This window comes from Pseudomonas sp. FW305-20 (genome assembly GCF_058788075.1).
Window position 1 is genome coordinate 1 of the sequence record NZ_JBYTAJ010000029.1, and the last position, 20,056, is coordinate 20,056.

Below are 20,056 nucleotides of genomic sequence, written 5' to 3' on the forward strand. Positions count from 1 at the left end.
GTGGTGGGTGATGACGGGATCGAACCGCCGACATTCTGCTTGTAAGGCAGACGCTCTCCCAGCTGAGCTAATCACCCGTTTGCATCTCCGAGGCCGCGAAATTTACGCAGGTACCGAAGCTAAGTCAATACCCCGCTTGAAGTTTTTCTGAAAAAGACAAAATCATGTCATTTCCCGCAGCGCTGCCAATGGCCGCCTGCAACCTCAAGACGCCGCTGTCGCGGCCCCTGCTCGAATTACTCGCTGTAAATCATCTTCTTGGTCATGCCGCCATCGACCACGAACTCCTGGCCCGTGACGAAACCGGCGTTCTTCGACAACAGCCAGGCGACCATCGCTGCCACGTCCTCGACCGTCCCTACCCTGCCCGCCGGATGCTGGGCATGATCGGCATCAGTCAACGGTTCGGCACGGCGCGCAGAGGGATCTCGCGCATCGATCCAGCCGGGGCTGACCGCGTTGACGCGAATTTCCGGCCCGAGGCTGATGGCCAAGGCATGTGTCAGGGCCAACAGGCCACCCTTGCTCGCCGCGTAAGCCTCGGTGTCGGGTTCCGACTGTCCGGCGCGGGTCGAGGCCAGGTTGACGATCGCGCCGCTGTGAGCGCGCAGATACGGCGCACAGTGCTTGGCCAACAGCATCGGCCCACTGAGATTCACCGCCAGCACCCGATTCCAGTACGCCAGATCGAGGCTTTCAAGGGTGATGTTGTGCGGATCGGCAACCGCCGCGTTGCACACCAGCGCATCCAGACGCCCAAACTGCCCCAGCACCTCCGCGACGCCCAATGCCACCTGCCCTTCGTTCGAGACGTCCATGGCGATGAACCAGGCATTGTCGCCGAGCACCTTCGCCACTTTCGAACCGCGCACTCGATCAAGATCAGTCAGCACCACCTGCCAGCCTTCGCTGATCAGCCAGGCCGAGATCCCCAGACCTATGCCCCGCGCAGCACCCGTGACCAGTGCAACGCGGCCATTGGTGCCAGTACCCGGCGTGGACAACTCGATCACAAGGCAGCCAACCCGCGTGCCAGATCGGCTTGCAGGTCGGCCACGTCTTCCAGACCGACCGCGATGCGGATCAGGCTGTCACGAATGCCCGCGGCTTCACGCTCTTGCGGTGCCAGACGGCCGTGAGAGGTGGTGCTTGGGTGCGTAATGGTGGTTTTGCTGTCACCGAGGTTGGCGGTGATGGAAATCAAGCGGGTCGCATCGATAAAGCGCCAGGCGCCCTCTTTGCCGCCCTTGACCTCGAAACTCACGACCGCACCGAAGCCTTTCTGCTGACGCAGGGCCAACTCGTGCTGCGGATGGCTTTTGAGACCGGCGTAATGGACTTTTTCGATGCCCTCCTGCTGCTCCAGCCATTCGGCCAGTTGCTGGGCATTGGCACAGTGAGCCTTCATGCGCAGGCTCAGTGTTTCCAGGCCCTTGAGGAAGATCCAGGCGTTGAACGGGCTCAGGGTTGGCCCGGCAGTCCGCAGGAAACCGACGACTTCTTTCATCTGTTCGCTGCGACCGGCCACAACACCGCCCATGCAACGGCCCTGGCCGTCGATGAACTTGGTCGCCGAGTGCACGACGATGTCCGCGCCCAACTTCAGCGGCTGCTGCAATGCCGGGGTGCAGAAGCAGTTGTCGACCACCAGCATCGTGCCTTTGGCATGAGCGATTTTCGACAGCTCGGCGATGTCCACCAGTTCGGCCAACGGGTTGGAGGGCGATTCGACGAACAGCAATTTAGTATTGGCCTTGATCGCCGCATCCCAGCCGGACAAATCCGCCAGAGGCACGTAATCGACTTCAATGCCAAAGCGCTTGAAGTACTTCTCGAACAGGCTGATGGTCGAACCGAACACGCTACGCGACACCAGCACGTGATCGCCGGCACTGCACAGGCTCATCACCACCGCCATGATCGCAGCCATGCCGGTCGCCGTGGCCACGGCTTGTTCGGCGCTTTCCAGCGCGGCAATGCGCTCTTCGAACGCACGCACGGTCGGGTTGGTGTAGCGCGAGTAAACGTTGCCCGGCACTTCACCGGCAAAACGTGCGGCTGCGTCGGCGGCAGTACGGAATACGTAGCTGGAAGTGAAGAACATCGGATCACCGTGTTCGCCTTCCGGCGTGCGGTGCTGACCGGCGCGTACGGCCAGGGTATCGAACGCTACGCCTTCGAGGTCGCTGTCCAGCCGACCGGCATCCCAATCCTGACTCATGCTGTCACTCCTTGCCTTGCTCTTTTTAGTAGATACAAAACCGGCCCCTCAGGGCCGGTAGTTACTTAGTTGTTATACAGATCAATGATCGCACTGACTGCCTGCGTCTTGACCTTGGAGGCATCGTTACGGGCCTGCTCGATCTTGTTCAGGTAAGCCTCGTCGACGTCGCCGGTGACGTACTGGCCGTCGAACACCGCACAATCGAACTTCTCGATCTTGATCTTGCCGCCACCGACCGCTTCGATCAAGTCAGGCAAGTCCTGATAGATCAACCAGTCAGCGCCGATCAGATCAGCCACGTCCTGGGTCGAACGGTTGTGCGCGATCAACTCGTGAGCGCTCGGCATGTCGATGCCGTAGACGTTCGGGTAACGAACGGCCGGTGCAGCGGAGCAGAAGTAAACGTTTTTGGCGCCGGCTTCGCGGGCCATCTGGATGATCTGCTTGCAGGTGGTGCCGCGAACGATGGAGTCGTCCACCAGCATCACGTTCTTGCCGCGGAATTCCAGCTCGATGGCGTTGAGCTTCTGGCGCACGGACTTTTTCCGTGCGGCCTGGCCCGGCATGATGAAGGTCCGGCCGATGTAGCGGTTCTTCACGAAGCCTTCGCGGAACTTGACGCCCAAGTGGTTCGCCAGCTCCAGGGCCGCGGTGCGGCTGGTGTCCGGAATCGGGATGACCACGTCGATGTCGTGATCCGGACGCTCGCGCAGAATCTTCTCGGCGAGTTTCTCACCCATGCGCAGACGTGCCTTATAGACCGACACGCCGTCGATGATCGAGTCCGGACGCGCCAGATAAACGTGTTCAAAGATGCACGGGGTCAGGGACGGGTTGGTCGCGCACTGACGGGTGTGCAGCTTGCCGTCTTCAGTGATGTAGACCGCTTCGCCCGGCGCCAGGTCGCGAATCAGGGTGAAACCGAGCACGTCCAGGGACACGCTTTCGGAGGCGATCATGTACTCGACGCCTTCGTCGGTGTGACGCTGACCGAAGACGATCGGACGGATGCCGTGCGGGTCGCGGAAACCGACGATGCCGTAACCGGTCACCATCGCCACGACCGCGTAACCGCCGACGCAACGGTTGTGCACGTCAGTCACAGCGGCGAACACGTCTTCTTCGGTTGGCTGCAACTTGCCGCGCTGGGCCAGTTCATGTGCGAACACGTTGAGCAGCACTTCCGAATCGGAATTGGTATTGACGTGGCGCAGGTCAGATTCGTAAATCTCCTTGGCCAGCTGTTCAACGTTGGTCAGGTTACCGTTGTGCGCCAGAGTGATGCCGTAAGGCGAGTTGACGTAAAACGGTTGGGCTTCGGCCGAAGTCGAACTGCCCGCGGTCGGGTAACGCACATGGCCAATGCCCATGTGGCCGACCAGGCGCTGCATGTGACGCTGATGGAACACGTCACGCACCAGGCCATTGTCCTTGCGCAGGAATAACCGGCCATCATGGCTGGTCACGATACCGGCAGCGTCCTGGCCGCGGTGCTGGAGGACGGTTAGCGCGTCATACAGCGCCTGATTGACGTTCGACTTACCGACGATACCGACGATGCCACACATGCGACGCAACCCCTACTTAATGGATCTGAACTGAACACAACTCACTGAGGCGTTTTGGCCGTCGGCAAGAGGTGCTCCTTGAACGGTATTTCAGCGGGTACGCTGATACCGCTGGCAAGCCACTGACTGCTCCACCCGAGAATCAGGTTCTTGGACCAGTCTGCAACCAATAAAAATTTTGGCACGAGCTGTGACTCTTGCCACCACCCGTCCTGCTGTACCGGCCCCAGGCTCAACAGCCCGACCGCCACGACCACCAGCAACACGCCACGCGCGGCACCGAAGGCCATGCCGAGGAATCGATCGGTCCCGGATAGCCCGGTGACGCGAACCAATTCGCCGATAAGATAATTGATCATCGCGCCTACGATTAACGTGGCGACAAACATGATGGCACAGCCCGTGATCACACGGGCCGACGGCGTTTGGATGTATCCGGCGAGGTACTCGGACAATGAACCACCGAACATCCAGGCGACGACTCCTGCGATGATCCAGGTCACCAGCGACAGTGCTTCTTTGACGAAGCCGCGGCTCAGACTGATCAATGCGGAGATGGCGACGATTGCAACGATCGCCCAGTCAACCCAGGTAAATGGCACAGTGCAGCCTACAGACGGATAAGGCGGCGCATTTTAGCAGAGCGCATGGCTATCGGTAAGCTGCGATTGTCAGTGCATTTCAAATCGACGCGATAGTTTTAGCCCCTATCGAGCTGCACTCGTCCTTGTAGCCGCTGGCGAAGCCTGCGTCCGGCTGCGCAGCAGCCGTAAAATCAGGCAATTCGGTCTATCCGGCATACCGTGCAAGCAGGGTTTACGGCTGCTTCGCAGACCGGACGCAGCCTCGCGGGGCTCGACAGCTGCTACATCGAGCCGGGGATTGGCGTTTCGTTAGCCACGCTCAGGCTGGAAACGCACCACAAAACCCTTGAGGTTCTGCTGGCGGCTCAACAAGTCACGCAGACGATCGGCTTCCGCCCGCTCGATCAGCGGCCCGACAAACACCCGATTCTTGCCATCGGCAGTTCGAATGTAGGCGTTGTAACCCTGGCTGCGCAGGGATTTCTGCAGGCTTTCTGCACTGGCACGGCTCGACAGGCTGGCCAGTTGCACCGACCAACTGACCGACAGGCCATTGGCATCGACGCGGCTTTGAGTCGTGTCCGGCTTGCCCGGTGCAGCCGTGATGGGCTGGCCAGGTGCAACCGTTGGCTTGTTCGCCGGAGCCGGCGCTGGCGCCACAGTTGGCGCGACCGGTTTGGCGGCAGGCGCAGGCGTCACCGGTACGCTCGGGGCAATCGCTGTCGACGGTGCTTCTTGCTGAGCGATTTCATCATCACTCGGCACAGGTTCCTGAGGCAGCGCTTGCGGTTCAGGCACCGCCACCGGCTCGACCTGAACTTGCGGCACCACCGGCGCTTGCGGCGCAGCCGGGGCTTCGACCGTCACTTGACGCTGTTCATCCTGGCGGGAAAACAGCATCGGCAGGAAAATCACCGCCAGCGCCACCAGAACCAGGGCGCCGACCATGCGCTGTTTGTATGCCTTATCCAGCAATGCCATTTGCCGCTTCCTCCGTGGAGCGCCGGGACAACCATTCGAGGGCCTCGGCGACACAATAAAATGATCCGAACAACAGAATCTCGTCGTCGCTCGTTGCCAGCGCGCATTGCCCTTCCAGGGCGGCCGCCACGCTGTCATAAGATGTTACCGAGGCGCCAAGGTTATGCAACGCTGCGTGCAAATCGGCAACCGGGCGTGCTCGCGGCGAATCCAGCGGCGCGACGGCCCAATGCTGGACACTAGCACTCAATTCACCGATGACACCATCCAGATCCTTGTCTGCCAACAGTCCGAACACTGCCAAACGCTTGCCGGCCGGTGGACGGCTAGCCAGGCGACGAGCCAGATACTCTGCCGCATGGGGGTTATGCCCCACATCCAGCAACAGGTTCAGGCGCTTGCCCTGCCAGTCGAACTGACGGCGATCGAGGCGACCGACCACCCGAGTGGCTTTCAGCGCTTCAATAATGTGTGCATCCACCCAAGGCAACCCGAGCAACAGGTAAGCCTGCAACGCCAGCGCGGCGTTTTCCATCGGCAGATCGAGCAACGGCAGATCATGCAGCTCGACAGCACGCCCTTGAGCGTCAAGACCGCGCCATTGCCAGTTGTGATCGGTGATACCGAGGTCGAAATCGCGCCCACGCAGGAAAAACGGGCAATTGAGCTCGCGCGCTTTATCCAGCAGGGGTTGTGGAGGATTCAGGTCGCCACACAGCGCAGGCGCGCTCTGGCGGAAGATGCCGGCCTTTTCGAACGCGACGGATTCACGGGTATCGCCCAGATAGTCCGCGTGATCCACACCGATGCTGGTGACCAGCGCCATATCGGCGTCGACCACATTGACCGTGTCCAGACGACCGCCCAACCCGACTTCCAGCACCACCGCATCGAGACTGGCGTGTTGAAACAGCCAGAACGCCGCCAGGGTGCCCATTTCGAAGTACGTCAGGGAAGTGTCGCCACGACCGGCCTCGACCGCAGCAAAGGCTTCGCACAGCTCGGCGTCAGTGGCTTCGATGCCATTGACCTGCACCCGCTCGTTGTAACGCAGCAGATGCGGAGAATTGTAGACACCGACGTTCAGACCCTGCGCCCGCAGCAACGAAGCCACGAATGCGCAGGTAGAACCTTTGCCGTTGGTGCCGGTGACCGTGATCACCCGAGGCGCCGGCTTGCCCAGTCCCATGCGGGACGCTACCTGCTGCGAGCGCTCCAGGCCCATGTCGATGGCCGAAGGGTGCAACTGCTCAAGGTAGGCGAGCCACTCGCCAAGGGTACGTTCGATCATAGGTTGGCGGGCACCGGTGGGACCACGATTGGCTCGATTGGCGCCGCGACGAATTGCGGTGTCGGCAGACCCATCATTTGTGCCAGCAGGTTGCCCAGACGCGGACGCAGTTCCTGACGGTGAATGATCATGTCAATCGCACCGTGTTCAAGCAGGAATTCGCTGCGCTGGAAACCTTCCGGCAGTTTTTCGCGAACGGTCTGCTCGATAACGCGCGGACCGGCGAAGCCGATCAGGGCTTTGGGCTCACCGACAATCACGTCGCCGAGCATCGCCAGACTGGCGGAAACACCGCCGTAGACCGGGTCGGTCAGTACGGAGATGAACGGAATGCCTTCTTCACGCAGACGCGCCAGCACTGCAGAGGTCTTGGCCATTTGCATCAGGGAGATCAGGGCTTCCTGCATCCGCGCACCGCCGGAAGCGGAGAAGCAGATCATCGGGCAACGGTTTTCCAGCGCGTAGTTGGCGGCGCGAACAAAACGCTCGCCAACGATGGCGCCCATCGAACCACCCATGAAGGAAAATTCGAAGGCCGCCACCACGACCGGCATACCCAGCAAGGTGCCGCTCATGGAGATCAGGGCGTCTTTTTCGCCGGTCTGCTTCTGCGCAGCGGTCAGGCGATCCTTGTACTTCTTGCCGTCGCGAAACTTCAGACGGTCAACCGGCTCCAGGTCCGCGCCCAGTTCGGCACGGCCTTCAGCGTCGAGGAAGATATCGATGCGGGCGCGTGCGCCGATACGCATGTGGTGGTTGCACTTGGGGCAAACGTCCAGGGTCTTTTCCAGCTCCGGACGATACAGCACAGCCTCGCAAGACGGGCATTTGTGCCACAGACCTTCAGGCACCGAGCTCTTCTTGACCTCGGAACGCATGATCGAAGGGATCAGTTTGTCTACTAACCAGTTGCTCATGCTTTCTTTCTCCAGTACCGGCGGCCCGAACGCTCTGGTTCGCAGCCCCGCGTATGCCCTTGAGCTAAATTCATATGTGTGGCGATGATCGATGGGTTGCCGGGTCAGTGAAGCGTGACCTGCGTACACCCCAAAAACCCTCAGCCATGCCTGTGGACGGCGGCAGTGTGCCAGCCGTCACATCAGCTTCCGCGTACCGCTTTAATGAATGCCTGAATCTTTGCGTGATCCTTGATGCCCTTGCTCGCCTCCACCCCGCCGCTGACGTCCACGGCATATGGCCGAACCCTTGCAATCGCTTCGGCGACGTTGTCCGGCGTCAAGCCACCCGCCATGATGATCGGTTTGCTTAAGCCTTGCGGTATCAGAGACCAGTCAAACACTTCACCGGTTCCGCCGGGCACGCCTTCAACGTAGGCGTCGAGCAGGATACCGCTGGCGCCTGGAAACGCATCGCAGGCGGCCGCGATGTCATCACCGGCCTTGACCCGCAGCGCCTTGATGTACGGACGGTGCCAGCCTTCGCACTCCGCCGCGGTTTCATCGCCATGGAACTGCAACAGGTCCAGCGGCACGGCGTCGAGGATTTCTCCCAACTCGCAGCGGCTGGCGTTGACGAACAACCCGACAGTGGTCACGAACGGCGGCAACGCCTCGATGATCGAGCGCGCCTGCTGAAACGTCACGGCCCGAGGGCTTTTGGCATAGAACACGAAACCGATCGCATCAGCCCCGGCCTCAACCGCCGCCAACGCATCTTCCATGCGGGTAATCCCACAAATCTTGCTGCGAACGGCCGACATGTCGATAGAACCCCAAGGTAAATCCGAGAAAGTCCCGGATGGTAACAAAAGCGTTCGAGGGCGTCAGCCGTCAAGTTCCGAGAAACCGGTCAGGAAGTGCGGCCCGATGTAACGCTCGGGCAATTCGAATTCGTCGCGGTACTCGACCTGCACCAGGTACAGGCCGTACGGGTGCGCCGTCACCCCACCGGAACGACGAATACGACTCTCCAGCACTTCTTTCATCCACTCCACAGGACGCTCGCCAGCACCGATGGTCATCAGCACGCCAGCAATGTTGCGCACCATGTGATGCAGGAAGGCGCTGGCGCGGATGTCCAGCACGATCATCTTGCCGTGGCGCGTGACGCGCAGGTGATGCAGCTCCTTGATCGGCGACTTGGCCTGACACTGGCCGGCACGGAACGCGCTGAAATCGTGGGTGCCGACCAGGTACTGCGCGGCCTCGGCCATGCGCTCGACGTCCAGCGGACGGTGATTCCAGGTGATTTCTTCGTTCAGGTGCGCCGGACGGATCTGGTCGTTGTAGATCACGTAGCGATAGCGCCGGGCAATAGCCTTGAACCGCGCATGAAAATGCGCCGGCATGACCTTGGCCCAGCTGACACTGACGTCGTGAGGCAAATTGATATTGGCGCCCATGACCCAGGCTTTCATCGAACGCTCGACCTGAGTATCGAAATGCACCACCTGACCGCACGCATGCACGCCGGCATCCGTACGCCCGGCGCAGAGCAGTGACACCGGTGAGTCGGCGACTTTGGACAAGGCCTTTTCAAGCGTCTCCTGCACGGTGAGTACACCGGAGGCCTGACGCTGCCAGCCGCGATAGCGCGAGCCTTTGTATTCAACGCCCAACGCGATCCGGAAAAAGCCCTCGGCCGCCAGTTCGGCGGCCGGATTATCTATATTTGCCAAGGAGTGACAGCCTGCTGATGTACGCAAAGGCGGGCATTATAAGGCTGTCAGGCAGGGACGCCAGAGGCGTATGTTTTTTGTGGCCTGACGTGTCGGGGTTGATCGTTCCCACGAAGAGCGTGGGAACGGGCTGTCGTGGACTGAAACAAAAACGGCAGCCTCAATGGGCTGCCGTTTTGTTTACGCCTTACCGATCAATCAAGCCAGACGCGAAAGCATTTCGTTGGCTTCGCTCTTCTGACCCGCATCCCCCTCAGTCACCACTTCATTGAGGATGTCCCGGGCGCCGTCGGCGTCGCCCATGTCGATGTAGGCCTGGGCCAGATCGAGCTTGGTCGCCACTTCGTCGGTGCCGGAAAGGAAATCGAATTCCGGCTCGTCAGCGGCGGAGGCCATGGCGTCTTCTGCGGTGAAACTCGGCTCGCCAAAACTCTGGGACAGGCGATCGAGCTCGGCGTTGACGTCTTCCAGTTCGGCTGCAAACGCGTCCGGAGCGTCTGGCGCATCCATTTCGTCAGCCAGCGACAGGTCGAAATCGGCTGGCAGCTCCAGATCGTCCAGCGCAGCTGCAGGAACAGCCGGCGCTTCAGCGACAGGCAAGTCCAGGTCCTTGACGCCGTCATCCAGGCTCAACAGGAAGTCGTCTTCGGCCAGGGTCGCCGGCGAGGCATCCCCACCAAGATCCATATCCAGGTCGAAGTCCGACAGGTCATCGAGGTTTTCCTTGATGTCGGTCTGCTGCTGCAACACCGACTCGAAGCTCAGGTCGTCGTCCAGCGGGAATTCGTCCAGATCTGCTGCAGCCACTGGTGCTGGTACAACCACTGCCGGCGAGGCAGTTTCCAGATCATCCAGGCTCAAATCGAAGGCACTGTCGAGATCATCGAGCTCAGGTTCAGGTTTTTCTGGTGCTGGTTCGGGTGCTGGCTCGGGTGCAACCACTGCCGGCGAGGCAGTTTCCAGATCATCCAGGCTCAAATCGAAAGCACTGTCGAGATCATCGAGTTCTGGTTCTGGTTCTGGTTCTGGTTCTGGTTCTGGCTCTGATGCAACCCCTGCCGCCGAGGCATTTTCCAGATCATCCAGGCTCAAATCGAAAGCATTGTCGAAGTCATCGGGCACTGCCGGCGCCGGCGCTTCTGGCTCGTCCAGCAGTAGATCCTTGACGTATTGCGCGTCCAGTTCGGCAGCGATCGCAGCGGCTGCGATACCACCGGCTGCCGCAACGGCCATGGCCGGGAAGCGGCTCTTGAGTTTTTCGACCTGAGCAAAGTTGTCGCCATTGGCCACCAGTTGGCGTTCCTGGGCAACGAATGCATCGCGGTCACCTTGCTGACCGTAGACTTCCATCAGCTTGAGGCGCAAGTCGCTGCGTTGAGGCTCTTGCTTGATTCCGTCTTCCAGCAAGGCGGCCGCCTGATTCAGACGACCGGCAGTGATGTGCGACTGCGCCTTGCTCAATACATCGTCATTGCGCTCGCCAGCAGGCGAAACCAATGGCGCAGCGATCGGCGGCGTCACCACAACCGGAGCAAACACCGGCGCGGGTGCAGGGGCTGGTGCAGGCGGTGGCGTTGGCGCGGTAGCGAGCTTCACGCTCGGCGGCGGCACTTCCAGGTCATCAAAGATGCCTTTTGGCAGGTCGAGCTCAGCGGAGAACGCCTGCTCCTCGGCCAAATCACGGGCCATGCGCAAATGCTTTTCGGCTTCTTGCTGGGCTTTGCGGCGACGCGCCAGCAACAGCAGCAGGAACAGCGCCACCACGGCGGCGCCCCCTGCCAGACCCAGCAGCCACGGATTGGTCAGCAGCTCTTTGAATTGCTGATCGTCAGAGGCTGCCGGCGTTGGCTCGACAGGCTTCTCGGCAGGAGGCGCAGCGTCCTGGGGAGCAGCCGCTTCTGGCGCAGGTGCAGGCGCTGCATCAGGATTGGCTGCGAGCTCGGCTGACATTGCCGGAGCGGTCGCATCGGATGCCGGCGTACCCGCCGCGCCTTCAGCCTGCAACTTGGCCAGTTGATTGTTCTTCAGCTCGATCAGGCGTTGCAGCTTGTCTAGCTGACTTTGCAGATCGGTCATGCGGCTTTTCAGTTCGGCGTTGTCACGACGGGTCGTGTCGAGGCTTTCCTGGGTCACGGCCAGCTTGTTGCTCAAATTCTTGGCATCACCCGCAGCGCCTTTGCCACCGGCCTTGCCGGACTCGGCAGAGACCAGGCTCAGCTTGTCTGTCGCTGTTTGCGACGAAGGGCCTTCACCGCGAGCGCGTTTGGTGGCATCGAGCTGCTGCTGTCCGGTCCCGGGCTTCGCCACGTAGCGACGCCCCTGTCGCCACGCAGTGTTCTGCGCGGAGACTTCGGCAATGGCTTTCGGTTGCGGCAGGCTGGTGCTCTGTGCCTGATCCGGCAGACGCAGCACCTGACCGGCTTTCAACCGGTTGATGTTGCCGTCGATAAAGGCATCCGGATTCAACGCCTGGATGGCCAGCATGGTTTGCTGGACCGAGCCGCCATTGCCCGTCTTCTCGGCGATTTCCCACAGGGTATCGCGCGGCGCGGTGGTGTATTGGGAGGGTTTGGTGCCACCGGTCACCGGAGCGGTGACGGTTTGCGTCGGAGCAGGTTGCGCAGCCGCATCAGCGGTTTGCGGCGAGAACTTGGACGGATCGAGCAGCACGCTGTAATCGCGCAGCAGGCGACCGTTGGGCCACATCACCTGAACCAGGAATTTCACCATGGGTTCGGAGAGTGGCTTGCTGGATGTCACACGCAAGATGCTTTTACCGCTGGCATTGAGCACCGGGGTAAAGGTCAGGTCATTGAGAAAGGCCTGGCGATCAACGCCGGCCTTGGCGAAATCTTCGGGCGAAGCCAGGCTCGGCACCACTTCGGCAGCGGTGAGTTCCTTGACGTCGAGCAACTCGATTTCTGCCACCAGGGGTTGGTTCAGCGTCGACTTCAGGGTCAATTCCCCGAGCCCGAGGGCATGCGCCATACCGGAGGACAGCGCCGAGGCGGCCGCTATTGCTAACACCAGTTTGCGAACTTGAACCATAGCCTCATCCTTTGTTTGAACATTCCTCGGCCAGCGAGAAGGTGTTTATAGTCGCTGCCGTAAGGCATTGCGCGCGGCGGCGAAGAGTCATCGCGCGCGATCATTTCATTCATGCCACGCAAAACCCCGCAGGGAGCCCGCATTCAGCAGTCCAGCCAAGCATAGCGCCCGACTGGATTCATTCGACAAATTGTTGCCAAGTATCTTTTACAGCAGGCCTTTTATCAACAATTCAGCCACCTGCACAGCATTGAGCGCTGCGCCTTTGCGTACGTTATCTGACGTCAGCCACAAATTAAGTTCCGACAGGTCGTCGATCCCGTGGCGAACCCGACCAACGTAAACCACGTCCTGCCCTACCGCATCGCCTACCGGCGTCGGGTAATCACCGGCTTCCACCAGCTCTATACCGGGCGCGTCTTCCAGGGCGGCGTTGACTTTTGCCAGGTCGATGTCGCTCGATGACTGCAAGGTCACGTTAAAGCTATCGCCAAAAAACACCGGGGCTTGAATGCAAGTCACGGAAATCTTTAATAAAGGCAGCGCCATGACCTGACGCAGCTCGCGTACCAGGCGTTTTTCCAGCAGCGTGTGACCCTGTTCATCAGGCTTGCCCACTTGCGCCAGCAGGTTGAAGGCCATCTGCCGATCAAAGAACGTCGGCTCCAGCGGACGCACATTCAGCAGCTCGGCTGTTTGCCGCGCCAGCTCGGTGACGGCTTCGCGGCCCTGGGCGGAGACGGCCAGGCTGGCGGTCAAATTGATCCGTTGCAGATCGAGCAAACCGAGCAACGGCGCCAGCACGACCGCCAATGTGGTGGCCGAAGGGCTTGGACTGCTGACCTGGAACGGCTTTTTCAAACCGGCCAGCACCTGGGCGTTGGCTTCAGGCACGACTTGTGGCGCCTGATCGGCCGGCAAGGCGCCGGACAAGTCGATCAACGAACAACCGGCGGCGGTGGCACGCGAGGCGAAACTCAGGGTTACCGCCGGGCCGGCAGCGAAGAACACCAGCTGGACTTTGCTGAAGTCGAACTCATCGACCTCCCTCACCCGCACGTTCTTGCCGCGAAACGGCACCGAATGCCCGGCGGATTCGCTGCTGGCGAGCAGGTGCAGATTGCCGACCGGGAAGTCGCGCTCTTCGAGAATCTGCACGAGCGTTTCGCCGACAGTACCGGTGGCGCCGATCACGGCAATATCAAAGGACTGGTTCATGGATCTACCTCTGGCGAAACGGGGGGAGCGGCACTTTACCGGGTGGTTGGCATGCAGGCAATTCACGCCCACCCCGATCGCTCCCACACTCTGCGTGGGAACGATCGGCAGGAACAAAAAACCCGCACCTCTTTCAAGGCACGGGTTCCTTTATGACTTCAACCGATCAACGCTCAAGCAGGATCCGCAGCATGCGACGCAGCGGTTCGGCCGCGCCCCACAGCAGTTGGTCGCCGACGGTGAACGCGCCGACGTACTGCGTGCCCATGTTCAGCTTGCGCAGACGGCCAACCGGCACGTTCAGGGTACCGGTGACCTTTGTAGGGCTCAGCTCCTGCATGCTGATTTCGCGGTTGTTCGGCACCAGTTTGACCCAAGGGTTGTGCTGGCTGATCAACCCTTCGATGTCAGCGATCGGCACGTCTTTGTTCAGCTTGATGGTCAGCGCCTGGCTGTGGCAACGCATGGCGCCGATGCGCACGCAGATGCCGTCGACCGGGATCGGGCTCTTGAAGCGACCGAGGATCTTGTTGGTCTCGGCCTGGGCTTTCCACTCTTCGCGGCTCTGACCGTTCGGCAGTTCCTTGTCGATCCACGGGATCAGGCTGCCGGCCAGCGGTACGCCGAAGTTCTCGGTCGGGTACGCGTCGCTGCGCATGGCTTCGGCAACACGGCGGTCGATGTCGAGGATCGCGCTGGCCGGGTCGGCCAGTTGATCGGCGACAGCGGCGTGGGTCACACCCATTTGCTTGATCAGTTCACGCATGTGCTGCGCGCCGCCACCGGAGGCGGCCTGATAAGTCATGGCGCTCATCCACTCGACCAGACCCGCCTCGAACAGGCCCCCCAGGCCCATCAGCATCAGGCTGACGGTGCAGTTGCCGCCGATGTAGTTCTTGGTGCCCGCGTCGAGCTGCTGGTCGATGACCTTGCGGTTAACCGGGTCCAGGACGATGACCGCGTCATCCTGCATGCGCAGGCTGGAAGCGGCGTCGATCCAGTAACCCTGCCAGCCGGCTTCGCGCAGCTTCGGGAACACTTCGCTGGTGTAGTCGCCACCCTGGCAGGTCAGAATCACGTCGAGGGTTTTCAGCTCTTCAATGTTGTAAGCGTCCTTGAGCGGAGCAATGTCCTTACCCACGGACGGGCCTTGGCCACCGACATTGGAAGTGGTGAAAAACACCGGCTCGATAAGATCGAAATCCTGCTCTTCCAGCATCCGCTGCATGAGCACGGAACCGACCATACCGCGCCAACCGATCAGACCTACACGTTTCATCGCAACTACACCTTCTTCAAAAGTGGGCCGCTGCCTTCATGGTTGAAAGTTGCAGCGGGCCAAAGAGATTACAGATTCCGCAGCGCGGCGACTACTGCGTCGCCCATTTCCTGCGTACCGACTTTAGTGCAACCGGCCGACCAGATGTCGCCCGTACGCAGGCCCTGGTCCAATACCAGACTGACGGCCTGCTCGATGGCATCGGCCGCATCCTGCAGATTGAAGCTGTAACGCAGCATCATCGACACCGACAAAATGGTCGCCAACGGGTTGGCGATACCTTTGCCAGCGATGTCCGGCGCCGAACCGTGGCACGGCTCATACATGCCTTTGTTGTTGGTATCCAGGGACGCCGAGGGCAGCATGCCGATGGAACCGGTGAGCATCGACGCCTGGTCGGAAAGAATGTCGCCGAACAGGTTGTCGGTGACGATCACGTCGAACTGCTTTGGTGCGCGCACCAGCTGCATGGCGGCGTTGTCGACGTACATGTGGCTGAGTTCGACTTCCGGGTAATCCTTGGCCACTTGCTCGACGATTTCACGCCACAGTTGACTGGACGCTAACACGTTGGCCTTGTCTACCGAACACAGTTTCTTGTTACGAACCATGGCCATGTCGAAACCGACACGGGCGATACGGCGGATTTCGCTTTCGCTGTACGGCAGGGTGTCGTAGGCCTGACGCTCGCCGTTTTCCAGGGTGCGAACGCCACGTGGCGCGCCGAAGTAGATACCACCGGTCAGTTCACGGACGATCAGGATATCCAGGCCAGCCACGATTTCAGGCTTCAGGCTCGAAGCCTCGGCCAGTTGCGGGTACAGGATCGCCGGACGCAGGTTGCCGAACAGGCCCAGTTGCGCACGGATTTTCAGCAGGCCGCGCTCAGGGCGGATGTCACGCTCGATGGTGTCCCATTTCGGGCCGCCCACGGCGCCCAGCAATACAGCGTCAGCTGCGCGTGCACGGTCCAGGGTTTCGTCAGCCAGCGGCACGCCGTGCTTGTCGATGGCAGCGCCGCCGATCACGTCATGGCTCAGCTCGAAGCCCAGGCTGTACTTGTCGTTCGCCAGCTCCAGCACCTTGACCGCTTCGGCCATGATTTCCGGGCCAATACCGTCACCTGGGAGAATCAGAATCTGCTTGCTCATGCTTTCCTCATGTCATCAGTCGGTGCGCCCTGGGGCACACCCGGAAAAATTGGTTTGACGCTTACCTTTCAGCCATCAGTACCAACACATCGGTACTGAACGAGCCATCAGCCTCGATTTCAAAATATTCGCGTACTTCATTGCCCATCGATTGCTGCAGCTCGAGGATTGCCGCGCGCATCACTTCTGGGGTGCGCATGCGCTCGACCCAGGAGGTGTACTCCAGACGCAACCGTTGACGAGTGGTGCTGCGGGTATGCAACCCCGCTTCGCTGACCTGACGCAACCACTCACCGGCGGAATAATCGCGCACATGGCTGGTGTCGCGCAGCACTTCGACGCTTTGCAGGTAAGTGTCGAACAGCGGACTGCCCGGTGACAACACGTCGATGAACGCCGCCACGCCGCCCGGCTTCAGCACCCGGCGAACCTCTCGCAGGGCCAGGCCGAGATCGCTCCAATGGTGCGCCGAATAACGGCTGAAGACGAAATCGAATTCGCCATCGGCGAAGGGCAAGTGCTCGGCGGCGCCCAGCACGGTGGACACGTTGGTCAGGCCGCGATCAACGGCAGCACCGGCCACCACGTCGAGCATCTGCTGCGACAAATCGTAGGCCACCACTTCCTTGACCAGCGACGCCACGTGAAAACTCACGTGACCGGCGCCGCAGCCCAAGTCCAGCACTCGGGCATCGCCCTGCCCTGCCAGTTCAGCCTGTAGCAACGCAAATTCGGTGCCCTGAGCGTGCACGGCGCTGCTCAGGTAGGCCGAGGCTTGTTCGCCGAATTGCTTTTGTACGACTTGGCTGTGGGCGGTGCTGGTCATCGTAATGTCCTGATATTTGTGTTGTCTGGGCTGCCGTCATCGCGAGCAAGCTCAGCTCCTACAGGGGATCTGTGGTACTCACATAACCTGTGGGAGCCGAGCTTGCTCGCGATGGCGTAATTACGCCTTACGCAGAATCAAACGTCGCGAAACAACCACGGCTGGCTCGCACGGTGTTTGGCTTCAAACGCCGCAATCGCTTCGTGATCCATCAATGTCAGACCGATATCGTCGAGGCCATTCACCAGGCAGTGTTTACGGAATTCGTCCAATTCGAATTTGTAGACCTTGCCATCCGGACGGGTCACGGTCTGGGCTTGCAGGTCGACCGTCAACTCGTAACCCGGATTGGCCTCGACTTGCTGGAACAACTCATCCACTTCAGCGTCGGTCAAGATGATCGGCAACAAGCCGTTCTTGAAGCTGTTGTTGTAGAAGATGTCGGCATAGCTCGGCGCAATGATGCTGCGAAAACCGTACTCTTCCAGCGCCCACGGCGCGTGTTCACGGCTGGAGCCGCAACCGAAGTTTTCGCGGGCCAGCAGCACGCTGGCGCCTTGATAACGCTCGGCGTTGAGCACGAAGTCCTTGTTCAGCGGACGCTTGGAGTTGTCCTGGTAGGCATAGCCCACGTCCAGGTAGCGCCATTCGTCGAACAGGTTCGGACCAAAACCGGTGCGCTTGATCGACTTCAAGAACTGCTTCGGAATGATCTGGTCGGTGTCGACGTTGGCACGGTCCAATGGCGCGACCAAACCGGTGTGTTGGGTAAAAGCTCTCATGTGCGGTTCCTCAGATCAGTTCGCGAACGTCGATGAAACGACCGTGGACGGCAGCCGCCGCGGCCATGGCCGGGCTGACCAGGTGCGTACGGCCACCGGCGCCCTGACGCCCTTCGAAGTTGCGGTTGGAGGTCGAGGCGCAATGCTCGCCCGACTCCAAGCGGTCCGGGTTCATCGCCAGGCACATCGAGCAACCCGGTTCACGCCACTCGAAACCGGCTTCGAGGAATATCTTGTCCAGGCCTTCGGCTTCGGCTTGCGCTTTCACCAGGCCCGAGCCCGGCACCACGATGGCTTGCTTGATGGTCGAAGCGACTTTACGGCCCTTGGCGATCACCGCCGCAGCGCGCAAGTCTTCGATCCGCGAGTTGGTGCAGGAACCGATGAACACGCGGTCCAGTTGAATGTCGGTGATCGCCTGATTGGCGCTCAAACCCATGTATTTCAAGGCGCGCTCGATGGAACCGCGCTTGACCAGGTCCATTTCCTTCGCCGGGTCCGGCACGTTCTGATCAACCGCCAAAACCATCTCGGGCGAAGTGCCCCAGCTGACTTGCGGCTTGATCTGGGCAGCGTCGAGCTCGACGACGGTGTCGAACACGGCATCGGCGTCGGACACCAGGTCTTTCCAGGCTTCGACCGCCATGTCCCATTCCGCACCTTTCGGGGCAAATGGACGACCCTTGACGTAAGCCACGGTTTTTTCATCGGCAGCCACCAGGCCAACACGAGCGCCGGCTTCGATGGACATGTTGCAGATGGTCATGCGGCCTTCGACGGACAAATCGCGAATGGCGCTGCCGGCGAACTCGATGGCGTGGCCGTTACCGCCGGCAGTGCCGATCTTGCCGATGACGGCGAGCACGATGTCCTTGGCGGTCACGCCGAACGGCAATTTGCCTTCGACCGACACCAGCATGTTTTTCATTTTCTTGGCCACCAGGCATTGCGTGGCGAACACGTGCTCGACTTCGGAAGTGCCGATGCCGTGGGCCAATGCGCCAAACGCGCCGTGGGTCGAGGTGTGCGAGTCGCCGCAGACCACGGTCATGCCCGGCAAGGTGGCGCCCTGCTCCGGACCGATCACGTGAACGATGCCCTGACGCACGTCATTCATCTTGAATTCGGTGATGCCATATTCGTCGCAGTAGTCATCGAGGGTCTGAACCTGCAAACGCGAGACCTGGTCGGTAATCGCTTCGATGCCGCCCTTGCGATCCGGGGTGGTCGGTACGTTGTGGTCCGGGGTCGCGATGATCGAATCGACGCGCCAAGGCTTGCGCCCGGCCAGACGCAGGCCTTCGAAAGCTTGGGGCGAAGTCACTTCATGGATGATGTGGCGGTCGATATAGATCAGCGACGACCCATCGTCGCGCCGTTTCACTTCATGGGAATCCCAAAGCTTGTCGTAAAGCGTTTTGCCGGCCATCAGACGGTCCTCATCAGCGTATTTCTATGCCCTGGATTTTGAAAAACTCAATAACCCCTTGGCTTGTGAGGTCGATCCTAGGGGGTTACATTAAATAACTCAAATTCATATTTTTCATGCTTTGGATAACCAACTGGAATACAGCAATGGACCTCGCCAACCTCAATGCTTTTATCGCGATTGCCGAGACCGGGAGCTTCTCCGGCGCTGGCGAACGGCTGCACCTGACGCAACCGGCCATCAGCAAGCGCATTGCCGGGCTGGAACAGCAATTGAAGGTGCGTCTGTTCGATCGCCTGGGCCGGGAAGTCAGCCTGACTGAGGCCGGACGCGCCTTGCTGCCGCGGGCCTATCAGATCCTGAATGTGCTGGACGACACCCGCCGCGCGCTGACCAACCTGACCGGCGAAGTGACTGGCCGCCTGACCCTGGCCACCAGCCACCACATCGGCCTGCACCGCTTGCCCCCCTTGCTAAGGGAGTTCACCCGACGTTACCCGCAAGTGGCGCTGGATATTCAGTTCCTCGATTCGGAAGTGGCCTACGAAGAAATCCTCCATGGCCGCGCCGAACTGGCGGTCATCACCCTGGCGCCGGAGCCCCACGCACTGGTCAAGGCCACGCCGGTGTGGGACGACCCGCTGGACTTCGTGGTCGCCCCGGAGCACTCGCTGATCAGCCACGGCCCGGTCAGCCTGGCGGACATTGCCCTGCACCCGGCGGTTTTCCCCGGCGGCAACACCTTTACTCACCACATCGTCCGGCGCCTGTTCGAAGCTCAAGGCCTGACGCCGAACATTGCCATGAGCACGAATTATCTGGAAACCATCAAGATGATGGTCTCGATCGGCCTGGCCTGGAGCGTGTTGCCGCGCACTATGCTTGACGATCAAGTGGCGCGAATACCTTTACCAGGCATACAACTCACTCGCCAGCTAGGCTATATCCTGCACACAGAAAGGACACTATCGAATGCGGCGCGAGCCTTCATGGCCTTGCTGGATGCACAAATCGATCTGCCAGGGACTCTCGGCTAA

At 60.5% G+C, this 20,056-nt stretch carries 17 protein-coding genes and 1 tRNA gene; 1 reads left to right on the plus strand and 17 read right to left on the minus strand.

Going from position 1 to position 20,056, the window contains the following annotated elements; all coding sequences use genetic code 11:
* Position 1: 1 nt before the first annotated feature.
* The 17 genes from AC3WP4_RS21630 to leuC all read right to left on the minus strand — a co-directional run bounded on the left by AC3WP4_RS21630 (position 2) and on the right by leuC (position 19,019).
* Positions 2 to 77 (minus strand) — tRNA-Val (locus AC3WP4_RS21630).
* 159 nt (positions 78 to 236) lie between these two features.
* Positions 237 to 1,013, minus strand: a complete 777-nt coding sequence (locus AC3WP4_RS21635; RefSeq protein ID WP_008145603.1) for an SDR family oxidoreductase — start codon at positions 1,011 to 1,013, stop codon at positions 237 to 239.
* Positions 1,010 to 2,221, minus strand: coding sequence for an O-succinylhomoserine sulfhydrylase (locus AC3WP4_RS21640; RefSeq protein ID WP_074875249.1), 1,212 nt, complete (start codon positions 2,219 to 2,221; stop codon positions 1,010 to 1,012). The genes AC3WP4_RS21635 and AC3WP4_RS21640 overlap by 4 nt, the downstream gene beginning before the upstream one ends.
* A gap of 65 nt (positions 2,222 to 2,286) precedes the next feature.
* The gene (purF, locus tag AC3WP4_RS21645) at positions 2,287 to 3,792 is read right to left on the minus strand and encodes an amidophosphoribosyltransferase (RefSeq protein WP_007905939.1); all 1,506 of its coding nucleotides are present in this window, start codon (positions 3,790 to 3,792) and stop codon (positions 2,287 to 2,289) included.
* A gap of 41 nt (positions 3,793 to 3,833) precedes the next feature.
* Positions 3,834 to 4,394, minus strand: coding sequence for a CvpA family protein (locus AC3WP4_RS21650; protein ID WP_102615219.1), 561 nt, complete (start codon positions 4,392 to 4,394; stop codon positions 3,834 to 3,836).
* A gap of 291 nt (positions 4,395 to 4,685) precedes the next feature.
* Complete coding sequence (locus AC3WP4_RS21655; RefSeq protein ID WP_102615220.1) at positions 4,686 to 5,357, minus strand: SPOR domain-containing protein; 672 nt, start codon at positions 5,355 to 5,357, stop codon at positions 4,686 to 4,688.
* Positions 5,341 to 6,648, minus strand: coding sequence for a bifunctional tetrahydrofolate synthase/dihydrofolate synthase (folC, locus tag AC3WP4_RS21660; protein WP_102615221.1), 1,308 nt, complete (start codon positions 6,646 to 6,648; stop codon positions 5,341 to 5,343). Before folC ends, AC3WP4_RS21655 begins: the two co-directional genes overlap by 17 nt.
* Positions 6,645 to 7,565: an acetyl-CoA carboxylase, carboxyltransferase subunit beta gene (gene accD, locus AC3WP4_RS21665; RefSeq protein WP_074875242.1), complete on the minus strand. Its 921-nt coding sequence runs from the start codon at positions 7,563 to 7,565 to the stop codon at positions 6,645 to 6,647. Before accD ends, folC begins: the two co-directional genes overlap by 4 nt.
* 182 nt (positions 7,566 to 7,747) lie before the next feature.
* A complete protein-coding gene (locus AC3WP4_RS21670; RefSeq protein ID WP_102615222.1) occupies positions 7,748 to 8,368 on the minus strand; it encodes a phosphoribosylanthranilate isomerase in 621 nt (206 codons plus the stop codon).
* A 63-nt stretch (positions 8,369 to 8,431) separates the two neighbouring features.
* Complete coding sequence (truA, locus tag AC3WP4_RS21675; RefSeq protein ID WP_102615223.1) at positions 8,432 to 9,286, minus strand: tRNA pseudouridine(38-40) synthase TruA; 855 nt, start codon at positions 9,284 to 9,286, stop codon at positions 8,432 to 8,434.
* 198 nt (positions 9,287 to 9,484) lie between these two features.
* Positions 9,485 to 12,334 carry a motility hub landmark protein FimV gene (locus AC3WP4_RS21680; protein ID WP_102719745.1) on the minus strand — a complete coding sequence of 950 codons (2,850 nt, stop codon included), beginning with the start codon at positions 12,332 to 12,334 and terminating at the stop codon, positions 9,485 to 9,487.
* 207 nt (positions 12,335 to 12,541) lie between these two features.
* A complete protein-coding gene (locus AC3WP4_RS21685) occupies positions 12,542 to 13,552 on the minus strand; it encodes an aspartate-semialdehyde dehydrogenase (protein WP_102615225.1) in 1,011 nt (336 codons plus the stop codon).
* 166 nt (positions 13,553 to 13,718) lie between these two features.
* Positions 13,719 to 14,831 (minus strand): aspartate-semialdehyde dehydrogenase, encoded by a 1,113-nt coding sequence (gene asd / locus AC3WP4_RS21690; protein ID WP_102615226.1) that lies wholly within the window; start codon positions 14,829 to 14,831, stop codon positions 13,719 to 13,721.
* Positions 14,832 to 14,899: 68 nt separating this feature from the next.
* Positions 14,900 to 15,982 carry a 3-isopropylmalate dehydrogenase gene (leuB, locus tag AC3WP4_RS21695; protein WP_074875232.1) on the minus strand — a complete coding sequence of 361 codons (1,083 nt, stop codon included), beginning with the start codon at positions 15,980 to 15,982 and terminating at the stop codon, positions 14,900 to 14,902.
* A 61-nt stretch (positions 15,983 to 16,043) separates the two neighbouring features.
* Positions 16,044 to 16,808 carry a class I SAM-dependent methyltransferase gene (locus AC3WP4_RS21700; RefSeq protein ID WP_074875230.1) on the minus strand — a complete coding sequence of 255 codons (765 nt, stop codon included), beginning with the start codon at positions 16,806 to 16,808 and terminating at the stop codon, positions 16,044 to 16,046.
* A gap of 137 nt (positions 16,809 to 16,945) precedes the next feature.
* The gene (gene leuD, locus AC3WP4_RS21705) at positions 16,946 to 17,590 is read right to left on the minus strand and encodes a 3-isopropylmalate dehydratase small subunit (protein ID WP_074875228.1); all 645 of its coding nucleotides are present in this window, start codon (positions 17,588 to 17,590) and stop codon (positions 16,946 to 16,948) included.
* 10 nt (positions 17,591 to 17,600) lie between these two features.
* Entirely contained in the window at positions 17,601 to 19,019 is a 1,419-nt protein-coding gene (leuC, locus tag AC3WP4_RS21710) for a 3-isopropylmalate dehydratase large subunit (protein ID WP_074875226.1), read from the minus strand.
* A gap of 146 nt (positions 19,020 to 19,165) precedes the next feature.
* Here leuC and AC3WP4_RS21715 point away from each other — a divergent pair, with 146 nt between their 5' ends.
* Positions 19,166 to 20,056, plus strand: coding sequence for a LysR family transcriptional regulator (locus AC3WP4_RS21715; protein ID WP_008151271.1), 891 nt, complete (start codon positions 19,166 to 19,168; stop codon positions 20,054 to 20,056).

What these genes read in the sequence shown, in the direction of transcription:
- purF (WP_007905939.1), bottom strand. Translation starts at nt 3,792, where the DNA reads ATGTGTGGCATCGTCGGTATCGTCGGTAAGTCGAACGTCAATCAGGCG.
- leuC (WP_074875226.1), bottom strand. Translation starts at nt 19,019, where the DNA reads ATGGCCGGCAAAACGCTTTACGACAAGCTTTGGGATTCCCATGAAGTG.
- AC3WP4_RS21655 (WP_102615220.1), bottom strand. Translation starts at nt 5,357, where the DNA reads ATGGCATTGCTGGATAAGGCATACAAACAGCGCATGGTCGGCGCCCTG.
- AC3WP4_RS21670 (WP_102615222.1), bottom strand. Translation starts at nt 8,368, where the DNA reads ATGTCGGCCGTTCGCAGCAAGATTTGTGGGATTACCCGCATGGAAGAT.
- leuB (WP_074875232.1), bottom strand. Translation starts at nt 15,982, where the DNA reads ATGAGCAAGCAGATTCTGATTCTCCCAGGTGACGGTATTGGCCCGGAA.
- folC (WP_102615221.1), bottom strand. Translation starts at nt 6,648, where the DNA reads ATGATCGAACGTACCCTTGGCGAGTGGCTCGCCTACCTTGAGCAGTTG.
- asd (WP_102615226.1), bottom strand. Translation starts at nt 14,831, where the DNA reads ATGAAACGTGTAGGTCTGATCGGTTGGCGCGGTATGGTCGGTTCCGTG.
- AC3WP4_RS21700 (WP_074875230.1), bottom strand. Translation starts at nt 16,808, where the DNA reads ATGACCAGCACCGCCCACAGCCAAGTCGTACAAAAGCAATTCGGCGAA.
- AC3WP4_RS21715 (WP_008151271.1), top strand. Translation starts at nt 19,166, where the DNA reads ATGGACCTCGCCAACCTCAATGCTTTTATCGCGATTGCCGAGACCGGG.
- accD (WP_074875242.1), bottom strand. Translation starts at nt 7,565, where the DNA reads ATGAGCAACTGGTTAGTAGACAAACTGATCCCTTCGATCATGCGTTCC.
- leuD (WP_074875228.1), bottom strand. Translation starts at nt 17,590, where the DNA reads ATGAGAGCTTTTACCCAACACACCGGTTTGGTCGCGCCATTGGACCGT.
- AC3WP4_RS21685 (WP_102615225.1), bottom strand. Translation starts at nt 13,552, where the DNA reads ATGAACCAGTCCTTTGATATTGCCGTGATCGGCGCCACCGGTACTGTC.
- AC3WP4_RS21680 (WP_102719745.1), bottom strand. Translation starts at nt 12,334, where the DNA reads ATGGTTCAAGTTCGCAAACTGGTGTTAGCAATAGCGGCCGCCTCGGCG.
- AC3WP4_RS21640 (WP_074875249.1), bottom strand. Translation starts at nt 2,221, where the DNA reads ATGAGTCAGGATTGGGATGCCGGTCGGCTGGACAGCGACCTCGAAGGC.